Annotated in this window: 22 protein-coding genes and 2 riboswitches; of the genes, 11 read left to right on the top strand and 11 right to left on the bottom strand. The window is 46.6% G+C overall.

Translation table 11 applies throughout. The annotated features are described in order from the left end of the window. Positions 1-43: 43 nt before the first annotated feature. From ACFVS2_RS01145 to ACFVS2_RS01155, 3 genes are all read right to left on the bottom strand, one after another. Positions 44-1,183, bottom strand: a complete 1,140-nt coding sequence (locus ACFVS2_RS01145; RefSeq protein ID WP_390230004.1) for a copper amine oxidase N-terminal domain-containing protein — start codon at positions 1,181-1,183, stop codon at positions 44-46. A 67-nt stretch (positions 1,184-1,250) separates the two neighbouring features. Continuing rightward, positions 1,251-2,060 carry a copper amine oxidase N-terminal domain-containing protein gene (locus tag ACFVS2_RS01150; protein ID WP_173620251.1) on the bottom strand — a complete coding sequence of 270 codons (810 nt, stop codon included), beginning with the start codon at positions 2,058-2,060 and terminating at the stop codon, positions 1,251-1,253. 64 nt (positions 2,061-2,124) lie between these two features. Beyond that, complete coding sequence (locus ACFVS2_RS01155; protein WP_390230009.1) at positions 2,125-3,792, bottom strand: ribonuclease J; 1,668 nt, start codon at positions 3,790-3,792, stop codon at positions 2,125-2,127. A 164-nt stretch (positions 3,793-3,956) separates the two neighbouring features. On the opposite strand from ACFVS2_RS01155, the gene ACFVS2_RS01160 reads away from it, so the two are divergent. Continuing rightward, positions 3,957-4,376, top strand: coding sequence for a thioredoxin domain-containing protein (locus ACFVS2_RS01160; RefSeq protein ID WP_390230012.1), 420 nt, complete (start codon positions 3,957-3,959; stop codon positions 4,374-4,376). A gap of 88 nt (positions 4,377-4,464) precedes the next feature. Here the strand turns inward: ACFVS2_RS01160 and ACFVS2_RS01165 are convergent, their stop codons facing one another. Continuing rightward, positions 4,465-4,905, bottom strand: coding sequence for a protease complex subunit PrcB family protein (locus ACFVS2_RS01165; protein ID WP_173620248.1), 441 nt, complete (start codon positions 4,903-4,905; stop codon positions 4,465-4,467). A 61-nt stretch (positions 4,906-4,966) separates the two neighbouring features. Between ACFVS2_RS01165 and ACFVS2_RS01170 the strand changes: the two genes are divergently transcribed. Both ACFVS2_RS01170 and ACFVS2_RS01175 read left to right on the top strand, forming a co-directional pair. After that, on the top strand, positions 4,967-6,862 hold the full coding sequence (locus ACFVS2_RS01170) for a hypothetical protein (protein WP_390230015.1): 1,896 nt from the start codon (positions 4,967-4,969) through the stop codon (positions 6,860-6,862). A 72-nt stretch (positions 6,863-6,934) separates the two neighbouring features. Next, positions 6,935-7,390, top strand: coding sequence for a YlbF/YmcA family competence regulator (locus ACFVS2_RS01175; RefSeq protein ID WP_173620246.1), 456 nt, complete (start codon positions 6,935-6,937; stop codon positions 7,388-7,390). A 1-nt stretch (position 7,391) separates the two neighbouring features. On the opposite strand, the gene ACFVS2_RS01180 is transcribed toward ACFVS2_RS01175, so the two are convergent. After that, positions 7,392-7,721, bottom strand: coding sequence for a hypothetical protein (locus tag ACFVS2_RS01180; RefSeq protein ID WP_390230019.1), 330 nt, complete (start codon positions 7,719-7,721; stop codon positions 7,392-7,394). 75 nt (positions 7,722-7,796) lie between these two features. Here ACFVS2_RS01180 and ACFVS2_RS01185 point away from each other — a divergent pair, with 75 nt between their 5' ends. Continuing rightward, positions 7,797-8,141: a YlbG family protein gene (locus tag ACFVS2_RS01185; RefSeq protein ID WP_007725782.1), complete on the top strand. Its 345-nt coding sequence runs from the start codon at positions 7,797-7,799 to the stop codon at positions 8,139-8,141. Between the two features lie 144 nt (positions 8,142-8,285). After that, entirely contained in the window at positions 8,286-9,050 is a 765-nt protein-coding gene (locus ACFVS2_RS01190) for a LamB/YcsF family protein (RefSeq protein WP_017247960.1), read from the top strand. Positions 9,051-9,078: 28 nt separating this feature from the next. Here ACFVS2_RS01190 and ACFVS2_RS01195 read toward each other — a convergent pair whose 3' ends face one another. The 3 genes from ACFVS2_RS01195 to modA are packed head-to-tail and all read right to left on the bottom strand — an operon-like array spanning position 9,079 to position 11,279. Beyond that, positions 9,079-9,744: an ABC transporter ATP-binding protein gene (locus tag ACFVS2_RS01195; RefSeq protein ID WP_390230024.1), complete on the bottom strand. Its 666-nt coding sequence runs from the start codon at positions 9,742-9,744 to the stop codon at positions 9,079-9,081. 16 nt (positions 9,745-9,760) lie between these two features. Next, entirely contained in the window at positions 9,761-10,447 is a 687-nt protein-coding gene (modB, locus tag ACFVS2_RS01200; RefSeq protein ID WP_173620244.1) for a molybdate ABC transporter permease subunit, read from the bottom strand. Between the two features lie 34 nt (positions 10,448-10,481). Continuing rightward, on the bottom strand, positions 10,482-11,279 hold the full coding sequence (modA, locus tag ACFVS2_RS01205) for a molybdate ABC transporter substrate-binding protein (protein WP_173620243.1): 798 nt from the start codon (positions 11,277-11,279) through the stop codon (positions 10,482-10,484). A gap of 143 nt (positions 11,280-11,422) precedes the next feature. On the opposite strand from modA, the gene ACFVS2_RS01210 reads away from it, so the two are divergent. The 5 genes from ACFVS2_RS01210 (at position 11,423) to ACFVS2_RS01230 (ending at position 15,472) form a co-directional block, all read left to right on the top strand. Further along, entirely contained in the window at positions 11,423-12,382 is a 960-nt protein-coding gene (locus ACFVS2_RS01210) for a substrate-binding domain-containing protein (RefSeq protein ID WP_390230029.1), read from the top strand. A 196-nt stretch (positions 12,383-12,578) separates the two neighbouring features. Further along, entirely contained in the window at positions 12,579-14,417 is a 1,839-nt protein-coding gene (locus tag ACFVS2_RS01215; RefSeq protein ID WP_390230032.1) for a stalk domain-containing protein, read from the top strand. 26 nt (positions 14,418-14,443) lie between these two features. Further along, positions 14,444-14,965, top strand: coding sequence for a shikimate kinase (locus tag ACFVS2_RS01220; RefSeq protein WP_390230035.1), 522 nt, complete (start codon positions 14,444-14,446; stop codon positions 14,963-14,965). Positions 14,966-15,022: 57 nt separating this feature from the next. Then, positions 15,023-15,184 carry a YqzE family protein gene (locus ACFVS2_RS01225; protein WP_106652891.1) on the top strand — a complete coding sequence of 54 codons (162 nt, stop codon included), beginning with the start codon at positions 15,023-15,025 and terminating at the stop codon, positions 15,182-15,184. A 33-nt stretch (positions 15,185-15,217) separates the two neighbouring features. Then, the gene (locus ACFVS2_RS01230) at positions 15,218-15,472 is read left to right on the top strand and encodes a YkuS family protein (protein ID WP_173620239.1); all 255 of its coding nucleotides are present in this window, start codon (positions 15,218-15,220) and stop codon (positions 15,470-15,472) included. Positions 15,473-15,505: 33 nt separating this feature from the next. Here the strand turns inward: ACFVS2_RS01230 and ACFVS2_RS01235 are convergent, their stop codons facing one another. From ACFVS2_RS01235 to ACFVS2_RS01245, 3 genes are all read right to left on the bottom strand, one after another. Then, a complete protein-coding gene (locus ACFVS2_RS01235; RefSeq protein ID WP_390230039.1) occupies positions 15,506-16,363 on the bottom strand; it encodes a hypothetical protein in 858 nt (285 codons plus the stop codon). 110 nt (positions 16,364-16,473) lie between these two features. Beyond that, a complete protein-coding gene (locus ACFVS2_RS01240; RefSeq protein ID WP_390230043.1) occupies positions 16,474-17,598 on the bottom strand; it encodes a YqhG family protein in 1,125 nt (374 codons plus the stop codon). Positions 17,599-17,634: 36 nt separating this feature from the next. Continuing rightward, on the bottom strand, positions 17,635-19,341 hold the full coding sequence (locus ACFVS2_RS01245) for a DEAD/DEAH box helicase (protein WP_390230046.1): 1,707 nt from the start codon (positions 19,339-19,341) through the stop codon (positions 17,635-17,637). 221 nt (positions 19,342-19,562) lie between these two features. Further along, positions 19,563-19,658, top strand: a riboswitch (glycine riboswitch). 1 nt (position 19,659) lies between these two features. Next, a riboswitch (glycine riboswitch) is annotated at positions 19,660-19,775 on the top strand. Between the two features lie 78 nt (positions 19,776-19,853). On the opposite strand from ACFVS2_RS01245, the gene gcvT reads away from it, so the two are divergent. Beyond that, complete coding sequence (gene gcvT, locus ACFVS2_RS01250; RefSeq protein ID WP_390230050.1) at positions 19,854-20,957, top strand: glycine cleavage system aminomethyltransferase GcvT; 1,104 nt, start codon at positions 19,854-19,856, stop codon at positions 20,955-20,957. Positions 20,958-20,962: the final 5 nt, after the last annotated feature.

Below are 20,962 nucleotides of genomic sequence, written 5' to 3' on the forward strand. Positions count from 1 at the left end.
CCCAAGGTTGAAAATATCATGTTGGGAGAAGATAATTGTGTTGCTACATATCAGGGATGTACGGAACAACTATGATGGATCTTCGTCCCCATTTATGTTCAAAATCAACATAACCATACATCATTTCCACTACATCTTGTAGAGGTACGACCAGAACGGTGTTATTATGCAGCTTTGCTTTTGCAGATGCAGTGGTTGGGTACCCATTATGTACAAATCGATTACTTCCAACTGGGATGATTATCTTATTTTCCCCTTGCCAGGTGTCCTCTTCAATGAGTGTTGCGGTCTGCGTAGAGTCGTCCCATTGAATAGTAGCACCAAGAATATCGGCTAACTCGCGAAGTGAAACATAAGTGACATCATTTTCAACAAAGGTTTGTTGTAATAGCTTTTTATTATTTACTGTCACACTCAGCGCAGCGGTGTCTATATAAGGTGCAGAGTTCTCGTGCGTATAAGTTATACTGACATCATCAATTTCTTCAAACTTTCCAACGTTAGAATTGATAAAATCTAGTGGTATATCAAATGATGCGTATACATATTGCCCCGGCTCTAAACGTAATGACGAATTGACAACTGGGTGGGTCGTTTCGGAGTAGAAATGAACGAGTCCTTTTTTGTCCGTAATGGAGACCCCAGAGTATATAAAATTAGTAGCGGTTGCCTCTCCCTGATTAAGTAAAAAGGTCCTGAAGTAAAATTTTTCCTGGTCCATTCCATGATATTGTTTTCCAAAAATGACGTTCGGTTTGAGTTCAGCTTTCTTCCCTAATGTAAACGTATAAGTCGGCTTTAAATAAGCACCCTCGATCTGAGCAGGATGGGTAACGAAAGGAGCAAGATCAAAGTTTACAATATCGAAAAGCCCTAAATCGTTATTTCCTGCTTCCAAATGATAACTGTCAATGTCTTTAGGAGTAGCTCCGATTTTTTGCCCTTTACCATTGACCAAATCAACGCTTCCTTTAAGGTCATGGATTTCATAGGGACTGACATTTCCCCATCTCATATAACCCTGTGCATAGTGACTTCCATCAGAACTTGTTATGAATTTTAATTCGGTTAATTCAAACTGCAAAGGATTCTTCTCCAATGATGCATAGGACACTGGAACCGAAGCAAAGAAAATAAAAAAGATGGCAAGAAGGCACGTAAAAAGTCTAACCATTTTCCCCATTTCAAATCACCCCAAGATTGAAAATATCATGTTAGAAAAGCCTCCAGGAAAGAAGGCTTTTCCCTACTCATCTGTAAAGATTATTCGGAACGACGATGATGGTTTTCTGACCCCCTTTATGTTCAAAAACAACATAGTAATCCAGCATTTCTACAATATCTCGTAAAGGTACAACCAGGGTGGTGTTATTGTACAGCTTCGCTTTTCCCGACACAGTAGTTTCGCGACCTTCATCAATAAAGCGATCACTGCCAACCGGTATGACTATTTTTCTATCGTATTCCATGAAGTTGTCTCTCAGGATGAGCGTTGCCGTTTGGGTAGGATCATTCCACTGGATAGAAGCACCAATAATGCCGGCTAACTCGCGAAGGGAAACATAAGTGACATCATTTTCAACAAAGGTTTGTTGCACAAGCTTTTTATTATTTACGGTCACAAGCACTGCTGAGTCGTCTTTATAAGGAGCAGCGTTATCGTGGATAAAGTCTATACTAATTTTTTTGATGTCTTTCAAGTTCTTAAACCTAGAATCGATAAAATCATAGGGGAGTTCAAATTTTGCTTCTACAAACTGTCCCGGCTCTAGCTTTAACGACGAATTGATAACAGTATGGCTAGTTTCGGGGTAGAAGTGAACCCTTCCGTTTCTGTCTGTAAATGAGAGGCCTGAGTATTTAAAATTTGTAGCGGTTGCTTCACCTTGATTAAGGAATAGGGCATAAATAAAAAAATTGGTTTCCTCTGATCCTCCATAAATCATTGAATCTCTAATGACATTTGCTTTGAGTTCTGCCCCTTCAGACACTGGAACCGAAGCAAAGAAAATAAAAAAGATGGCAAGAAGGCACGTAAAAAGTCTAACCATTTTCCCCATTTCAAATCACCCCAAGATTGAAAATATCATGCTAGAAAAGCCCTCCAGAAAGAAGGCCTTTTCCTCATACATCCATAATAATCGGCAGGATCATGGGTCTGCGCTTTGTTTTGGCATATACGAATTTCCCAATCGATTCCCGCATTCCTTGCTTCAAGCGGTTCCACTGACTCACATTCGCTTCCTGTAAATTGGTGATCACCTCGGATGCAAGGCGAGTCGCTTCTTCCAACAGACCCTCTGATTCCGGGGCATGAATGAATCCGCGAGAAATAAGGTCAGGACCCGACAAAATCTTGCCGTCGGTTTTACTGCGCGTCACAACGATCACGAGAATGCCATCTTCCGAAAGATGTTTGCGATCCCGTAATATTCCATTCCCTACATCACCGATTCCTAAACCATCCACCAAGGTATTTCCGGCAGGGATTTTTCTTTCCTGCACAGCCACACCATCCTGAATATCCACGACATCTCCGTTATTTACAATGAAAGTGGACTCGAAATCAACGCCGACGGATTCAGCCAATAGACGATGCTGATGGAGCATCCGATACTCACCGTGAATGGGGATAAAATATTGTGGCTTCATGAGAGTGAGCATGAGCTTCAATTCTTCTTGGAAGCCGTGGCCGGACACATGCAAGCCAGTCCCAGAGCCATATATAACGTTGGCACCCATAATAAACAAGTTGTCGACGATGCGCGCTACATTCCGTTCGTTCCCTGGAATCGGGGAAGAAGAGAGAATGACGGTATCGCCGCGTTCTACTTTAACGTGCCGATACCCGGAGGTCGACAACCGGGATAAAGCTGCCATCGGTTCGCCTTGGCTTCCCGTGCATAGAACAGCGACACGGGCTGGATCGAGCTCGCTCACTTCTTCTATTTCCACCAACATGCCTTCTGGTATAAGTAAATAGCCTTGTTCCGATGCGATTTTGACTACATTGACCATACTTCGGCCCAGCAAAGCTAGCTTTCGATTCGTCGCTTCTACGGCATCAATGACTTGTTGCAGGCGGTATACATTGGAAGCGAACGTCGAGACAAATATTTTCTGCTGTGCCTTACTGAATGCTTCTAACAGACGATCGCCCACGTTCTTTTCTGATGGAGTAAAGCCTGGGCGCTCCGCATTGGTACTCTCCGACAACAAGGCCAATACACCTTTCTGCCCGATTTCAGCCATTCTGTGCAAATCGGGGGATTGCTTATGCACCGGCGTTAAATCAAATTTAAAATCACCCGTATGCACTATAGAGCCTGCTTTTGTCTCAAACACGACACCCAAGCAATCAGGAATGCTATGGTTCGTTTGAAAAAAGCTAATCGTGAGCGAACCTAATGAAATAGTAGAGTGACGATCGATGGAGATGAGGGTGGTCTGATGAAGCAAATCATGCTCCTTCAGCTTCAATTCGATAAGTCCTAACGTTAAGCGGGTACCGTAAACAGGGACGTTTAATTGTCTTAAAAAATAGGGAATGCCCCCGATGTGATCCTCATGCCCATGCGTGACAATCAAGGCTCGGACTTTTTCCTGATTTTCCAGCAGATAACTAATGTCCGGTATGATCAGATCAATTCCTAAATAACTCTCATCCGGGAACTTCGAGCCACAATCGATGAGAACAATTTCATCCCCGCATTGAATCCCGTACATGTTTTTGCCGATTTCATATACTCCTCCTAATGCAAAAATAGAAAGAGTTTCATTCCATGCATTCATACGCAGTCACTGACCTCCCCAAAGCATCTTATGGTTACTCTTACCTATTAGAAAGCTGAGTATGTATGGATAGCTGGTTAGATCATAAGGCAAAAATGGATGAATGAACCAATCAGGAGTCGGGCACACTGGGGTAAGACTCATTTTGGAAGGGAGCAGCTCCGGTGAAAACCAAACGATTTCTTTTCCGCTTGTTTCTATTGATTGCCATTGCGGCTGGTGTGGAATGGTTTGTGTACGCGAACCAACAAGCGCAAAGCGAAGTGGTAGCAGACGAGTCGCACGCTCATCATGCAGCGCCGACACTCGCTGTGACGCATACCCTTGAGAAAGATGATTTGCAGCTCAAATTGGCCGTTACGAACTTCTCTTTTTCCCTCGAAAACATGGGGAAAGAAAACAAGCACGGAGAAGGCCATGTTCATCTGTACCTCGACGGCAAAAAGATCGCTAAAGTATTTGAGCCTAGCTATGTCATGAAGGATATCCCGGCTGGGAAACATGAGGTCAAGGTAGAATTGGCTCATAATAATCACGAGTCGTATGGTGTTGCAGAGAGCTTTTCCATTGAGGTAAAGCCCTGATAAGTAAGGGTAACTGTTGGGAAAAGGAAAAAAGCCGACTTCGATACGCCTTGTGGCTTTCGAACTGTCGGCTTTTTTCATGGATAGACTAGCGCATATGCACACTGACTTTTGCTTGCTGGTCTGGCAGGGCAATCACCAGAGTCGGATAGCTGATGACTTGCGTTTTCATCGAACCTGGAGCTGGTGATTGTACCCGAACGTGTACGGCAAAGGCATGAGGGCCTGTCCGCTTGACTTGGTCCGCCACTAAACGATATCCTCCTGTAGGGCGCTGTCCTGCACCCACGACTACATAGGATTTTCCATTGGCACGAACAATAGTATGACCGCCATTTTTTCGAACTTTCTTCAAAGCTTCCTGCACAGCCGGCGGATAGGGAGCAGCAACGGCCTCGTAAGCAGCATCTGCTTGTACAGCCTCTTTCGCCACAGGCTCAGATACGGTAGGATGTTGAGGTGACAAGACTTGTGTACCTGTTACAGCTAAGGTTGCTGTTAAGAGTAAGCTAGGAAATACATGCAACATCAAGATCCCTCCAATAGGTAAAAGTAATGAATCGAACATCATATAGACTGAGGTGACAGGCGTGCGTGTGAAGGATTCGCTGGAATACCTGTCCGAATCAACGCGACAAGCGATTCTACATGAACAGACCAAACGATATCAGATTGCCGAAGAGCAAGATTTAACAGCTAGATTATTGGACCCCGTTTTTATTGGGCAAGTATGGGAAGAGGCAGATGAGCTGGAACGAGCCGTTATCCGGCTTTTCGTAACCAAAGCGACGAGAGGCTTTTTTAGCAAACGAACCTGGGAACGCGAAACGGCAAAAGAGCACAGACATCTGTCAGTCGGCTTGACGAAATTGCGACGGCTTGGACTGATCTTGACTGTACGGAAAATGTGGAGTGAGATCGGCTATTTGATGCCACAAGAGGTTCGAGAGCAGTTGACGAATCAAATGCTGCCGGAAGCCTCTCAGGCTTTTGTTTCTCTTTCAAAAACGCTCCCTTATTATATATCAGCAGGCAGAGGGATACAGCTGGATCTTTTTGGGCTTCTGCTGTTTATTCGAGACAACCAAATTCCCATTACGCAAAAAGGAAGCATTCATCGCAGGATGTCGCAAAAAATGCTGCCGCTGCTCTCGTTTACAGACGAGCATGTAAAAGGAATCGTGATTCCACCGCTCGATCAGGAACAAAGAGAGGGCTTATCCTTGACCGTTGTCCTTGATATCGCGCTCAGACTAGGCTTGGTGCATAGGGAAGAGCGAGAACTCGTACTCGATCTCAATCGAACGAAGCAATGGCTGCATCAACGGCCGCTCGTACGTTGGGAAGAGATGTACCAACTCGTGATGGAACAATTTTTGCCGCATGGTGACTGGTGGGAATTTTTCATTCAATTGATGAGACAGGTTCCTGTCGAGCAGTGGTGTTCCATCCATGAGCAATTGCGCATGCTAAAAGAAGCAGGATTCCCTTTGCCCGATAATGCAGAGGAGCGCATTGTGGAGCAATGGATGCATTTGCTGTTAGGCTTAGGATGGATTCAGCTCGGGATGGACGAGGAACGTGGGATTTATTGGCGTTGGAGCAGCTTGCCGCGATTATCGTCAGAGGAAGGCTGGTTTGTGGACCCTTCAGGTGCCATTACAATTCCTCCGCTTGTCCCATTGCTGGATGTATGGGAGATCAGCCGGTTTTGCCAGCTCCAATTTGATGGGCAATTGATTCGGGGTGAATTACAAGCAAGGCTGTTGCAAACGTATTTGTCTCAAGGAGGGACGGAGGAGCAAGTCATCGAAAAGCTCCGTGCCTCCTGTGTTTATCCGTTGCCTGAGAGCTTGATTGAGGTTGTGAGCCAATGGGCTAGAACAGCAAGGCAGATTCAAATGGAGCCGTACTTCCTCGTTCGGACAGCACATGCTGGATTTCTGGAGGAATGGCGCGAAATTCCTGACTTTCGCCCATTTCTTACCCAAGTGATATCGCCGACTGCGTTTTTGATTCCGTACTCGCAGGAAAAAGAACTGATCCGTTTACTTCGTCACTTCGGTTATGAGCCGCAAGTGCTGTCACATGTTGCTAGTGCAAGCAAAGAGCTCCAGCCGTGCCAAAACAGTCAAGCCGGGAATAAGGGCTTGCTTCTCATCGAACGGCCTTGGGACGGTTATGCTATAGAAAACACGTTACCTGAGCAAAATGAGCAAATCGCAGCACTACCCAAAATGTGGACGAAGCATTTCCAATCGTATCATCCACAGTCCATGCGGGATTTGTTTAAGCGTGCAATAGAACTGAAGCTGGAAGTCGAGATCCAGCAAAGCGGAAAAGAAAAGCTGCGAGGGCTACCGACAGAAGTACGCCTGGAAATGGGGTATTGGATGGTTACGATTGCCGGACAGAGCGGCAAACATTATTACCGTCTCGACAACATTGAGCGAGTGCGCATTGTAGTGCCTGAATATCTGTACTAAGGGTGTGCATCATGATACAATCAGGAATGACGTAAAGTTTTCAAGCTTTACGGCGAAAGGAGGTCTCGCTTTATGGAAACATTGGAAGCTGTGGATATGTCACAGTTGATCATGGAGTCTCATGAGCTGTCCACGATGATTAACCAATCGCGCGAGGTCTCGGGGTATCTGGAGGCCAAACGCCAAATGGAAGCAGATGAGGAAGTGCAACGTCTGCTCGTCGTGTTCGAGGCTAAGAAGGAACAGTACGAAGATGTGCAACGGTTCGGGAAGTATCACCCGGATTACAATCATATATCCAAAGAAGTACGGGAACTGAAGCGCAGCATTGAACTGAGGGATTCCGTACAGGCATTCAAGAGAGCAGAGGATGCTCTGGATGAGCTCTTATATCAGGTGAGTAGAACCATTGCTCATTCCGTATCGGATACGATCAAGGTGCCGAGCAACAATCCATTCTTAGAGGCGCAGGGTAGTGGCTGCGGGACAGGCGGAAGCTGCGGCTGCAGTGTGAAAAAGCCATCGTAATTTACGCTGTTCCCGATTCATTTTGGCGCAGCAGAAAGCAGTCTTCACAAAGATTGCCACAGCAAAATTGCTTTTCGTCAGGTACGCGAAAGCGGAAGCGATACACATGCTGCGCGTGATCAGAACGCACGTAAATGCATTCTGGCTTTAATTTGGTATCAGTGGTCAGGCGCTCTCCTGTTTCCATGAGCTGCTTTGTCAGCATAGGAGCAGGGAGCGTACTGCATACATAGAAAAAAAGCTGGCCTGCATATGTACGCCAACTGCTATGGGTCACTATTTTTTCGCGGTGAAGCGCTTCCTCGAATTGATGATAAAACGTAGCCAGCATAGACCACGATTCCTTTCTATAATAAGCTTTCACCAGTAAGTATACCACGATTGGGAAGGAGACCGACGGCAAAACATGAGAGAGCGACGTCTGGGGGTCGCCGTGTGGGTGAAAAACACGCGTGCCGCCAAAAATTTACGCAAATTTGGCACCATTCATTACATCTCCAAACGCTTAAATTACGTTTCGATGTATGTGGATGCCAATTTGTTGGATGAAACGATTCGCATTATGGAAAAGCTACACTTTGTAACGAAAATTGAACGTTCCCATCGCCATGAGATCCCGGTAGAGTACAACAATGCCAGACCGGATAAGGCAAAGGAATACGATTATAAACAAGAGAAGAACCAGGTAATGGCACTAGCAGAGACCTTGCAGACAGAAGAAAGCAGCCAAGCAACCGTTGGTTCGACATAAGTTGTTCATAAGCTGCCATTTTTCGGCAGCTTTTTTGCTTTTGTTAAACTGGCGTACATGGTATGCTAAAGTGGAAGAAAACGAGAAGCCACGCGCATGAATGCGTTTTCAAAAGATAGATTAGTGAAAGAAGGGTGAGCATACATGATTCATCTGGATATTAACTGCGATATGGCAGAGGGCTTCAGCAGAGGTCGACAATCAGAGGATTTGGGGATTATGAAATGGATCACCTCCGTTAATATTGCTTGCGGATTGCATGCAGGGGATCCCCATATTATTTGCAGAACAATCGAAGCTGCACTCAAGCATGATGTGAAAATCGGGGCACATCCCGGTTATGCAGATATTCAAGGCTTCGGACGTCGCTCGATGAACTTGTCTGTTAATGAAGTGTATGAGCTAGTGCTGTATCAAATTGCAGCATTGGCTGGGACTACAAAAGCACTCGGTGGGGAGCTGCACCATGTGAAATTGCATGGTGCGCTGTATAACGAAGCGGCTGAACGCCCAGAGCTCGCCGAAGCGGTTGTCCAAGCCATTGCGGATATTGATGAAGAACTGATCCTCTATGCACTGTCTGGCAGCAAGCTTGTAGAGGCAGGCTTGGAACACGGGCTTCAGGTGGCAGAGGAAGTATTTGCAGAGCGGGCTTATTTGCCGAATGGTCGATTGGCCCCGCGTGAGTTGGAAGGAAGCGTGCTGATCAGCAAGGAAGAACGTATGGAGCAGACACGTCAGCTCGTTTTAAAACAAAGAGTAATGACGGTCAATGGCGAGCACATTGACTTGGCGGCCGATACCCTTTGTGTCCATCACGAGAGCCATGACGTACTGCAATTCCTTGTCGAAGTACATAAGTGGGCAAAGCAAAACGATGTGAAAATTGAACCAATCACAGCTCGATAGTAAAAAGCCATCCAGCAATGCCATCCCATTATCGGGAAATGGACGTTGCTGAATGGCTTTTTTCATTTTTCCGTTCCTTGATTGTGCCGTTATCGATCAGGAAAATGACATCTGCGAGCTTCTCGGCCTCTTCACGATCATGGGTGACCAGCAGAAACGGGATGTTCCATATGGCGTGAAGGCGAAGCAACTCATCCTGGCATTGTTTACGCGTATCTGCGTCCAGCGCCGATAAAGGCTCATCAAGGAGCAGGATGTCTGGTTCAGTAGCAAGTGCACGTACGAGTGCCACCCGTTGTTTTTGTCCTCCGGATAACTGGTGAGGATATTTTTGCAGCAGATGATCGATGCCCACTGTGGACAACAATGGGGCTAAATTGAGCTCATGTCCTTTTTTCAAGCCGTATCGAACATTTTGGTCGACCGTCATGTGAGGGAACAGTGCATAATCTTGAAATAAATACCCGATGTTGCGTTTTTGTACGGGAAGCGGCTTCTGTCCTTCGCGATAAAAAACGTTCTCGTCTAATTGGATCACGCCGGTATCAGGATGAACCAGACCTGCAATACTGTTCAATATCGTTGTTTTGCCAGAGCCGGATGGTCCGAACAGCACGACAATTTCCTTCTGTACCGAAAAGGACACATCCAAAATAAAATCAGGCAAACGCTTCTGTATGTGGACAAAGAGCATTTACCAATCACCTGCCTTACTTTTGATTGGCGTACCTGCGCACGTTACGACGACTCCACCAATTCAGCCAGAGAGTCGTACCCATACCCAAGGAAACAATAATGATGACCCAAAACAATGCCTTATCCATTTGACCAGCCTCAACAGCAAAATAAATGGCGACGGGAATCGTATCGGTTTTCCCAGGGATGTACCCTGCGAGCATTAGCGTAGCGCCAAACTCCCCTAAACCACGGGCAAAAGAAAGAACAAACCCAGCCAACAGGCCAGGCCAAGCCAATGGAAAGGTAACGGTCCAGAATAATCGCCATTCGGAAGCGCCCATCGTGCGTGCCGCATTCTCCAAACGACGATCCACTCCTGTAAAGGCAGCGACTGCACTCTGATACATCAACGGAAAGGAAACGACAATCGAGGCAATAACGGCTCCTGTTAGCGTAAAGACGACGGTGATATTGAACCATTCATGCAGAAGCTGGCCGAGAAAGCCGTTTTTTCCGAAAAGCATCAACAAGCCGAAGCCAACAACAGTGGGAGGGAGAACAAGCGGAAGCAAAAAGAAGGACTCCAGCACATTCTTCCCCCAAAAATCCTTTTGTGTCATCCATCTTGCAGAAATCATCCCAAGGACAAATACAAAGGAGGTGGAGAGCGCAGCTACTTTAAGGGATAGCATCAAAGGAGTAAGATTGGTTTCGATCACGCTTGCCACCTCCAATTCGATTCGATTGGTTTATTTATTGAAACCCGTACTTCTGTAAGATCGCTTTTCCTTTGTCGCTTGTCAAGTAGGCAAGAAAAGCTTTTGCTGCATCTGGGTTCTTCGATGCGCTGACAACAGCACCAGGATAAACGATAGGCTTGTGCCATTCAGGCTTGGCTGTCGCCAATACCTTTACATTTTTCGAAGCTGCGGCATCACTGGAGTAGACAATACCGACTTCCGCGTTACCGGATTCTACGAAGGTCAAAACTTGGCGAACATCGCTGCCAAATACCATTTGTGCCGAAAGAGAATCCCACATTTTCAGCGTATCCAAAGTTTCTTTCGCATATCGTCCAGCAGGGACTGTCTCAGGCTCACCGACGGCAATATGCTTGATTGCTGTGTTGCTCAGCTCTTCAAAAGAAGTGATTGCGACAGCACTTGTGTTACCTGCAATGAGAACAAGCGAGTTTTTCGTGAAGTCTTGACGTGTGTCTTTGGCGATCAGTTGCTGTTCCTCTAGACCGTCCATGTCTTTTTTACTAGCCGACAAAAATACATCAGACGGAGCGCCTTGCGTAATTTGTGTGGCGAGTTTGCCCGAGCCTCCGAAGTTAAAGGTGAGGGTCGTTCCTGGGTGTTCCGTTTCATATTGGGTTTTCAACTCATTCAAGGCATCCGTCAAGCTAGCAGCAGCAGAAATCATCAGTTCTACCTTTGCTGTTTCGGTTTTGGCTGGCTCACTCGCTTGTGGTGCTGTTTGCGTTGTCGAGCAAGCAGTGAGCATCAAGCAAAATGCCGTCAATAGGGCTAACCAGTGCTTCTTCATAAAAAAAGACCTCCATAATTATATTTAGTTATAATTAATTATAACTGGACATAACTAGATTATATGGATTCGTAATGAATAATCAATTGCGATTTTACGACACTTGTTTGACAATAGAGCAAAGGAGATAACGGAGGCGGAACATGAGTCAACAAAATTCTTATACCACCGAAGAAATAGCAAAAATTCTACGTATTTCTAAGCTGACGGTCTACGATCTGATTAAAAAAGGAGAGTTGCCCGCTTATCGCGTCGGTCGGCAAATGCGCGTAGATGAAAGCGATCTAGAAGCGTACAAGGCGAAGGCAAAGGGAGAATACAGACAAGCCTCAGCCGTTAGCATTCCTCAGACAGGACAAGCTCAGCAATTGACACGACATGAGCAGGCTGGTACAGGCCGCAATATCATTATCAGCGGGCAGGATGTGAGCTTGGACCTACTGGCGGGGCATTTGGAGAAAAAGGATGCGGCATACCGACCGCTTCGCTCGTACGTGGGATCTCTAAACAGCCTCGTAGCGATGTATACGGGTAAGGCAGATATCGTCAGCACGCACTTGTACGATGGGGATACCAATGAATACAATGTCCCGTATATTCGTCGTATTTTGTGTGGGCATCGATTTGTTGTCATTAATATGTTGTCACGTTGGGCTGGATTCTACGTCCAGGCAGGCAATCCGAAACAGATCAAGGCATGGAGCGATTTTACGAAGCCGGGCATTCGCATGGTCAATCGGGAAAAAGGGTCCGGTGCACGCACGCTGATTGAAGAGCAGTTTCGACTGGCAAAAATAGCGGGGAGTGACGTAAGTGGCTATGAACGGGAAGAGTCCAATCACCTGGCAGTCGCAGGGGTAGTAGCACGGCGCGAAGCAGACGTAGGGGTGGGCATTGAAAAGGCAGCTTCACTCGTTGGCGTAGAGTTTGTCCCAACTGTGCGTGAGCGATATGACCTAGTCTTGTTGAAAAATAAGGACAATGAACCGCTCATTCAGGCCGTTCTTGATGTTCTCGGATCGCGTCCGTTTCAAAAGGAATTGGAAGCGGTCGGGGGCTATGATCTTAGCCAAACAGGAAAAATTATGTACGAAACGTGGTAAACGCTAAAGAAAGCTGCCAATCATTACGATACAATGAGTGGCGGCTTTTTTATTTCACCTAGGAAAGACCATTGTCAAATAAGGCGTTTTCTCTACAGAATCTCCTGAATTTCTACTCAGTTTGACATATATTTGCTACAATGAAACAAAAACACTTAGCGCCTGCCGCCGGGCGGTTTATTATATGGGGGCTGTCATGAAATCACTACATAAAACGAGCTTGCTAGTATGTGTGACGATCCTCGTTTTTTTTGGCTCAGTTGGGGTCGTCGCGTATTGGCCAGCCATTTCACAAATCATTGCCATGAATCAATCACCTGAGGAGGAGCAAAAGTTCGTCGATCCATTTTCATATGATCCCCCTCTGCCGTCTTATGTAAAGGATTTGAACCCTGTATATAAGATTCAAGCTGAATTACATACGTCCGAAGCGAAAATAACCGGAAACATGACCTTGGAGTTCGACAACCCGAAAACTCCAGATGTACGACTGTATATTTACGACTACCTTTGGAACAAAATGACGGTGAAGTCGATTCGCTACAAGGACAAGCCGCTTTCTTTTGAACGTGGTCAATCGCTGGTGAAAATGGCAAATCCTCTTGGTAAGGAGCTTCGTGGGGCCCTAATCATTGAATTTGAGAACCCGGTTCCACGTAGGGGCACACGTTTTGGGGTCAAAGACGATATATGGACGTTGACGACATGGTACCCGATGCTCGGGGCACAAAATCAAAAAGGTGTTTGGTACGACCCACCGCAACGCGTTGATTTTGGTGATCCATTCGTTTACCACTATGGAGATTACGATGTGTCGTTTACCTCTCCACAAGGCTACAAATGGGTCAGTTCATGGGGCAGAGGACAAACGAAGTCAATCGGTGGCAGTAAGCAACAAGTCCATTATCAAGCAAAAAATCTGTTGAACTTTGGACTGGTCGGAAGTCCGCTTTATCATATCGAAACGATTCAATTTGCTCCGAATTTAACGGTTGACATTGCTTCCGTTGATAAAGGAAACATAGAAAGAATCAAGACCATTGCCCAATCGGTATTTCCTACTTTCATCGACATGTACGGTCCGTTGCCGTATCCGCACGTGGCGATTGCGGAAACAAGTACAGGAACGACGTACGCCATGGAATACGCGAATCTCGCCGTATTCAAAAGAGACATGCATTACAACAATCTGATCGATCATTGGCTGCCACATGAGGTAGGGCATCTTTGGTGGTATAACAGTGTGGCTACATTGGAGTCCACGCATGGGTGGCTTGATGAGGGGCTGGTGGAGATCGGCGTGTCTCATTACTTACAGAAGCGTTATGGTGCCCAATCAGCTACGACTTTGTTAGATGAGTACAACCGGGATGTCAAACGTTTGCAAGAGCGTTATCCAAATGGAAAGCTGGACAAGCCATTGCAGAAGTTTGCCACCGAAGAAGAGTTTAAGCTGACCTGGTATTCCCGAGGAGCACTCCTGTTTGACAATCTGCGGCGCAAAATTGGTGACGATGCCTATAAGCGATTCTTGCAGCGCGTCCAACAAAATTATCATGGTAGTGTCATTGGTGCAGAGCATCTCGATCAGGCGCTTGGGCAAACTTTGCAAGGGGAAGCGAAATATTTCACCCTGTATACCAATAGTGCAAATAAGAATGGCTTTGGTGCAGTGCAACTGGAGCCCTATATCACTACGATCATCAATAACATGAGCTTTTATCCATCGATTCCGGCTCGGGTCACCCAAAATACGGTGTATATTCCGTTGCGTGAGCTCGGTGAAAAAATGGGATTAGCGATTAGCTGGGACGACAAGAAACAAATGATCCGCGTAAAAGGAAATGGGCGCGAAGTATTTATAAAGGAACGGGAGCGCTTTGCTGACGTAGATGGGAAGCGGATGGATTTAGGTAGCCCGTTAATCGAAATCAAAGAACGTACGATGGTTCCACTGTCCTTTTTTGAAAAAGCATTAGGATATGAAACAGCGTACAATCAACAACAAAAAACGGTGAAGATCAATACATACTGAACGATTGGAAAGGCGGCAAAAACAAAATGATGAACCTGGTGTTGGTCGGATTTATGGGAACAGGAAAAACCACGGTTGGCGCCGCACTCGCTGCCTCTTTGGGAATGAAGCATACGGACTTGGATGATGCGATTGTGGAAAGTGAAGGTCGCAGCATTCCAGAAATCTTCACTGATCAAGGAGAAGCGTATTTCCGAGACGTCGAGACGAAACGTCTTGCACAATTACTGGCAGCAGGGCCTCAGGTACTAACAACTGGCGGAGGAGCTGTATTACGAAAGCAAAACGTAGAGATGATGATGGAGCATGGCATCGTAATCGCACTGCATGCCACGGAAGAGGAACTCATCAAGCGTTTGGAAAAGGATACAGGCCGGCCCTTGTTGGCAGGAGGAGTAGCGACAAGGGTAAAAACCTTAATGGCGGAGCGCGCAGGTGTATACGATTTCGCGCCGATTCAGGTGGATACGACAGGAAAGAGCCTTTCCGATATTGTGATGGAAATTACGAGCCAAGTGGTTGAAAGAACGCAGGACGGGGAACAATAGAGGGGACAGCGCTTGCGCCGTGGTTTGAATCCGCGAGTAAGAAGGAGGTCAAGTGCGATGTCCTTTCAGGAATATTTAAAGTACCTGACGAAACTGTTTGTTCAGTACGTGGATACTCCAAAAGATGAACGCCGTTTGCGTAAGACTCCACGCGAGTCCTGGTCGTCACGCTGGTTTGGTGCCATTCCCATGTCCATTCGACTGTTGTGGCGCAAATAAAATTCGTAAACCTATCATGGACGGAGGGTGCATATGGCGAGAGTAGCGGTAGAAAATTCCCTGTCTGAAGTGTGCGAGATGCTGCGTCAAAATGGTTACGAAGTTGTTGATTTAGGCAACTGGCAGCAGGTGGTAGACGCGATTGTCATTACAGGCCAGGATATCAACGTGCTAGGTGATCAAAACAAAACGATTACAGGAGCACCCGTCATTAATGCAGAGGGAATGACGGTCAATGAAGTTTTTCATGCCGTTCATGAACGTCTCTCTCCTACGGAACATCGGTGAATAGAAAACGTAAAAAACAAGCTCTCCAACCGGTTATTCGGCAGGAGAGCTTGTTTCGTTTACGAAAAATCGTCCGACACGATGTGCATACGAATACGGGACAAAGCGCAGGCCCTCATCCCATACGCCCACATAAGCATTTTGGTCGTTCCATATATGCAGGGACCCCACGACAAAGGGTGCTAAAACCTGTGACTGATGAATCGGGACGGCTAATGTTACCGGCGAGGTATAATCTTGCTGCCACAATTGGTTCCAGGACACGTCTGTGTCTGTTGTACTCATTTGGCTGACCCACCCGATATGATCAAAAGGATCAGCCTCGGCTGCGCTTAAAATTCTCATTTGAGTCAGGCGTTGTCCATTTTGTATGAGCTGCTCGCCTGCAAAGGCATCGACAGCGGGCTCACTAATTTGAAAGGAAGTGGGATACATTTCTCCCGTTTTTGCATTGACCATTTGTGTATCTGACTTCTGGGTGATCAGCCAGTAGGAAGCGAACCCGTCATAAACTGGCTCTGCCGCGATTTCTTTCGGAGCAAAAGCGTCATCGAACAAGATGTACTCCCCGACACCGTATTCCAGCAGAACAAATTTCTCATGGGAATTGGAATTAGGTGCTTCTCCTATCACCAAATACCCTACTTGCTTGTCCGCTTTTTTTATACTTACCAGCCATTGATGCTGCCCTGCACCAAGTGTTTGCACGTCCGTTTTTGCGTCCTGCCATTGCTTGAATTGAGGGTCTCGGCTTGCGATTGCATCCATCCATTCTCGAATTTGTGCTTGGAATTGCTGGTCCCAGCTAGCTTCGTCTTGCGCAAAAGCTGGTAAGGAGAGCAGCATCAGAGACAAAAGAGCAGCGATAAAAGGAAGAAATCGTCTGGTCACAACTATGCACCACCTTTTGTAAAGGCTTAACCTATTCCTATTGTAACCAGCTGTGACAAAAAGATTTGTTGCAACGTGTCTTTTCTGTTTCACATTTTCTCGTTGATCTTTTACATGATTCGCCCTGATGCGGGGAGATGTCGCATGCTTTTTGCTTTTGAAGACCGCATGAGCGGAGGAACGGAAGATAAATAGAACAAGCCGCCGTTGATGAACGAAACCTCGATCCGCGGCTCGTATTGCCATGCCAGCTCGTCTTTTCGGCGTTGTCTTTCCTCATCTGGCGTGCTCTTTTTCCATTCTGCTTGATTAATCTCTTCGCGTGAAGTGGTTTGGATTCCATTTGCACGTAAAAAGTCGAGGATTCGTCCGCCAGAAGCCCGGTATTCGTCAAAAGATATTGGCTGTTCGACAGGAGTTGGTCCATCTGGATCAGCTTCGGAGTGCAGGGCTTCTTGCTCGAGTGACGACTGAGCTTCTGGCTGTTCTGCTTCTTCCCCGGTTTCGTCTACGTTTGTTTGCTCATTTTCTGGTTCGCGCCGTGCCAGCTCTTCATAGTACACTTCCAAGATGGCCATTTCTTCGCTCAAACGTGTGCGCGCTTCCTCTGCCCATTGCTGATCTGCTTGTTCCAATGTATGTTCGACTTCCTGTTGTGCCATTTGGAGGGCTTCCTGTATGGTTACCTTTCGATCTAACGTGTAATAGTAGTCAGGGATCGCAGGGGTCAAGGAAAGTGAAAATAAAAACGAAGTGAAATCCGTCACCATCCGTGGCTGATGCAAATTAATCCCTAGGTACAATAAAATGTCACGTCGCTTGTCACAGAGCAGAGAAACCTTCAAGTTCATCCCGAGCCAAGGCACGAGAGGGGTTGAACGACGCTTGCCGGCATTGCCTAAAAGGCCCCCTTGTTGTTCGTACATACAGACAAAGCTGCCATGCTTTTTGGTTGAAGCGAAAATTTGTTGCATGCGTGCAGCCCCTAGATGCAGATGCTCGGATCGCAAACCCTCAGGCATGCAATCTGGATGAAAAGTAAAGGTGAGCACTAATGGCTGATAAGCTAAATTCATCTTATCCACCCAGCTCCAGTAAAAAGGGCGATTGCCGATATCTTTGTCCACCTCGACAGGTAGTTTGACTGTGAAATAATCTGGGTGAGACTCGACGATATGGGCAGAAAAAGTCGCCAAGTAGCGCTCGACAAACTGTCTGACCTGCTGTTGCTGCATCAGGAGACCTCATTTCTTTTTCGTATCCAACAAGAGTTATTGTTCAGCCGCCTCAGAAAGCGGGACAGCATCATTTGTTATTTTGCTTGCCCGAATCGCGTATCCAATGTTATCGAGCTTCAGCGCCATTTCTTTGGAGGAGCGGGAATCCATAATGATTTGAATCAGATTATCTTCCAAGGAATGATTTAAATTCAGACGTTCCACAATATCATCGAGTTCACCGATGACCATTTCAAAGAGGTCGATTTTTTCATAGAGCAGCTTGAGAATATGCTCCTCGATCGTTCCTGTTGTCGATAAATTGTAAATGTGCACATCCCTTTTTTGTCCGAGACGATGGACGCGACCGATTCGTTGCTCCACTCGCATGGGATTCCAAGGCATGTCGTAATTGATCACCTGATTGCAGAACTGCAAATTGATGCCTTCGCCGCCTGCTTCCGTCGCGATCAGGACTTGTGCACGATTTTGGAAAAGATCCGTCATCCAGTCCTTTTTGCTGCGCTTAAAGCCGCCGCGGAAGGGGACAGAAGTAATGCCGTGGTCGTGCAAATACTTTTGTAGATAGTTTTGTGTTGCCCGATACTCTGTAAAAATGATCACTTTGTCGTTGATTTGTTGAATGAGCTCAACCGTTTTGGCAGCCTTGGAATGCGTCTCAATTTGTTTGATCATCTCGACTAGCTCAAGAATTTGTGCGCGCAGGGGAGAGTCCTCGCCGGTGCGCTGGTGCATGTTATACAGCGTCATGAACGCAGCTTCCTTACTGGAGCAGACCTCGCGCTGCAAGGTAATCAGAGCGAGAGAGTTGAAGCCGCCAACCCCAAATCCTGTTTGGTATTGCTCGCGGACGAAGCGGGTCACACCTTCGTACAAGGTCAATTCCTCAGGAGAAAGGTCAATCGGAATCGACTGAACGCGGCGACTGGTGAATTGAATACCACCGTCACTTCGTTTGTTGCGAATCATGACCTTTTCAATTTCTTCCCGTAATTTCTCGCTATTTTTGGATTGGCGTTTGCCCTCAACGTAATTGGTAGAGAAGGTGGAAGTATGGCCGAGGTGACCTGGCTTTAACAAATTGATGAGGTTGTACAGCTCGTCCATCTCGTTTTGAATAGGAGTTGCGGTAAGGAGCAGGCAATATTTTTTGCGGATTTCTTTGACGAACTGATAGTTGCGTGTCCGTTTATTTTTGAGTTTATGGGCCTCGTCGATGATGAGCATGTCGTAATCGATGTCGAGGACGTGACGCCTGTGAGGATCTCGTTTTGCTGTGTCAATTGATGCGACAACGACTTCGTGCTGCCGCCACATATATTCTTTTTTTTGCGCGACTGCTGCAATGCCGAATTTTTGATGAAGCTCTTTTGTCCATTGAATGACGAGAGAGGCCGGAACCAGGACGAGAATTTTTTTAGCCAAGCCGCGGACCATATACTCCTTCATGATCAAACCTGCTTCGATCGTCTTTCCCAGACCGACCTCATCTGCGAGAATGGCTCGTCCGCGCATCTCTAGCAGGACACGTTTCGCCGTTTCCAACTGGTGTGGAAATGGTGACAAGAGTGGAAGGTATTTCAGACATTGCAACTGATCAAATTCGTGAACAGCCATCGCTTCCTCGGCTTCCAATGAGAGCTTGAACAGCTCCCACTTATCCCAGGGACCATCTTCTTGCATGCGGTCTGTAAGCGGATTGATCCAACTCGTATCAAATGAAATAGGAACATTCGGCATATAAGATACTCCTTTACATAGCTCTGCCATAACTTTCAAGGTTAATGTCTAAAAACTGAACATTTATCTATTGTCAATGTGTTTTGTTAAGTTTTTCTGAATCTGACTGTTAATTTGTATATTTTCAACTTCGGACTCTCATGGTAGGATAAAGAGGTAGTACATCCATTAGTATGGAAATGATAGCAAAAACTTATGTATGACCATGAAACAACCGCGAATGAAGGTAGTAGGGAGAGACTGCTTGAACGTTTTGCAGCGCCGAAGGAGCAAGCCGGTAACGGTGAATCTCTCAGGCAAAAGTACCTCTACTGGACGCAACTCTGGAGAGAGCTCACACGAGCCACCAAAGGGGAAACTTGCAAGTGGGGAAGGAAGTAATCCCCATGTGATACGCAAGGTAACTCTCAGGTACCAAGGACAGAGGAGGAGAAATGGGCACCATTATTTTGGTGTACCCGTTTTTCCCCCTCTGTTTTGTTTTGGATCTTATTGTTCACAGGAGGTGCCACATGTCCAATTTGAAACGTACGCCACTATTTGATTCTTATGCAAAGTATGGCGCGAAAACCATCGACTTCGGTGGTTGGGATCTGCCGGTGCAGTTTACAAGCATTGGTCAAGAGCATGAAGCTGTTCGGACAAAAGCTGGTCTATTTGATGTTTCCCATATGGGAGAAGTGGACGTAAAAGGGGAAAATGCTCTTTCTTATCTCCAGCGTGTGACTACGAATGACGTGTCCAAGCTGGCAGTCGGACAGGCGCAGTACAGTGTGCTTTGCTACCCAGATGGGGGTACGGTAGACGATCTGCTTGTTTACAAGTATGCAGATGATCATTACTTGCTCGTCATCAACGCGGGGAATATCGACAAAGACTATGCGTGGCTAGAAGAACATCTGATTCCAGGCGTAACGATTGAGAATATTTCGCCACAAACAGCACAAATCGCGATTCAAGGTCCTTTGGCTGAATCCATTTTGCAAAAGCTGACGACTACAGACTTGTCTCAAATCGGCTTTTTCCGTTTTGAGCGTGATGTGCAAGTGAGCGGTATTCCGGCATTGGTCTCCCGCACTGGCTATACTGGCGAAGATGGCTTCGAGATTTATTTGGATGCCGATCGTGCAGCAGAGCTGTGGGACATCTTACTGGATGCCGGAAAAGAAGAAGGTCTTTTGCCGTGCGGTCTCGGTGCACGCGATACGCTTCGTTTTGAATCCAAGCTGCCACTGTACGGACAAGAGCTTAGCAAAGACATCACTCCGATCGAAGCGGGCATTGGCTTTGCTGTCAAGGTAGACAAAGAAGTGCCGTTCATCGGTCAAGACGTGCTGAAGGCACAAAAAGAAAACGGTGCCCCACGCAAGCTGGTAGGGATCGAAATGATCGACCGTGGGATTCCGCGCACGCATTACCCCGTTTATGTAGGGGAAGAGCTCATTGGCGAAGTGACGACGGGAACACAATCTCCAACCTTGAAGAAGAACGTCGGTCTCGCTCTCGTAAAAACAGAGCATACTGCGTTAGGTACACAAGTAGAGGTAGAAATTCGCGGAAAACGTCTGAAAGCAGAAGTCGTTGCCGCTCCATTTTATAAACGCCCAAAAAACTAAGCGAT

Origin of the sequence: Brevibacillus sp. NPDC058079 (genome assembly GCF_042885155.1) — a bacterium.
GTDB lineage: Bacteria > Bacillota > Bacilli > Brevibacillales > Brevibacillaceae > Brevibacillus.